Below are 1,392 nucleotides of genomic sequence, written 5' to 3'. Positions count from 1 at the left end.
TCTCTGTTGCCGGTGGACAGCGCCTTGCTAATAATTTTCATTAACTTCAAGGGCCCTCTCAGGCAAAGGGAAGGATTGGTGTTCCGCCCCCCTACCCGTTGGCAACCGCCAAGAGCTCCGAGAAAAAGAGATGGGATTTTGCTGAGTGGGTGGACAGTTAAAGGAAACCTTAAAATCCCAAGCCCAGCCATCAGCCTCTACTAGGATTTAAATAATAAAATTTCTCATTAAGGAGGAGATTATGGCAGCACAGCAAGCTCCGGCCCAAGAGCTGTTTAGAGAGGCCTTTGAGAATCGCTACACCTGGGATAAGGACTTTCCTGGCTACCGAGCTGAGATAGCCTACTTTCCCAAAGAAGGTGACAGCAGCCTCTCCTTCTCAGGAGTTGTGAGTATTGACCGCAACATGAAGATTGATGTTGCCGGCGTCGAGGACGAGGAGATCCGCCAGAAAATAAGGGAACAGATGTGGGAAATCATGGTGCATCGCGTTCGTCATTCCTTCGACGAAGAACACGGTGGCCACACCTTTGTCTATGGAGAGCCACAAAATTCAGACATCACTGAAGTTCTTGTTTCGGGCTTATCTTCTACCGATAGGTACTGGGTTCAGGGCAAGCACATTCAAAGGGTGCATCGCCATCTTGCCAATCGGACAATTACAGTCTCAGTTCAATAGTTTTACGATACAGGTGAGGGCTACCTACCCACTCACTACACTGCTGAGTATTGTAGCCCAGGAACCGAAGAAAAAACTCAAGCAAAGATGATCTATGAAGATCGTTATCAAAAAATAGGTCGGTATTGGATTCTAGTTGAGAGAAGAATTTGGGAAGAGCAGAATGGCAAAAAAAAGTGCATCGCCTCAGCTTTTCCTCTTCTCAAATATTCGATTTTTCGAATAGCTGGGAAAATAAGTTTTCTCTTTGCGTCTGTGAGCATCTCTTATAATAGAAGGTGATGAGGTGCTCACAGCCGAGCTCAAAACAGATGGCCACAGGGTATCTTTTTTAGAGTTATCTATGTCTAAGCTGGACTTAAAAAATGTACCTGGACACCAAGTACTGGCTGCGGCAGGTAAAAAGGCACTTCGACCGGGGGGCTTTGGCGCCACCGAACGGCTCTTCAAGTTTGCCGAGTTCCGTCGAGGAGAAACAGTGCTAGAGCTTGCCTCAGGCCTTGGCTACACGGCTATTCAATTGGCAAAGCGCTGAGGAAGGGAGTTAGAAGCCACTGCTGACCTTGCTTTTGTCCTGACCTTATTAAGGGCAAATTAAGAACGCCGCCTTTTACTCAGCCAGCCGGTTAACATTGCTAAAGCAAACATTCCCAGCAGAGCAAAGCCCAGCAGCCACCTTCCCTGCTCTAGGATCCCTGCCCCCAGAGCTACTA

1 protein-coding gene and 1 pseudogene are annotated in these 1,392 nt (G+C 47.8%); both read left to right on the top strand.

All coding sequences use genetic code 11. The features are described from left to right. The first annotated feature begins 241 nt into the window (after positions 1-241). Positions 242-961, top strand: a pseudogene (locus NW857_RS12970) (DUF3386 domain-containing protein). 61 nt (positions 962-1,022) lie between these two features. After that, positions 1,023-1,214, top strand: coding sequence for a hypothetical protein (locus tag NW857_RS12965; protein ID WP_414369201.1), 192 nt, complete (start codon positions 1,023-1,025; stop codon positions 1,212-1,214). Positions 1,215-1,392 lie beyond the last annotated feature (178 nt).

This window comes from Synechococcus sp. H55.9 (assembly GCF_047462355.1).
Classification (GTDB): Bacteria; Cyanobacteriota; Cyanobacteriia; order Thermostichales; family Thermostichaceae; genus Thermostichus.
The sequence above is the reverse complement of the archived record's forward strand: the minus strand, read 5'-3'. Positions and strand labels throughout refer to the sequence as shown.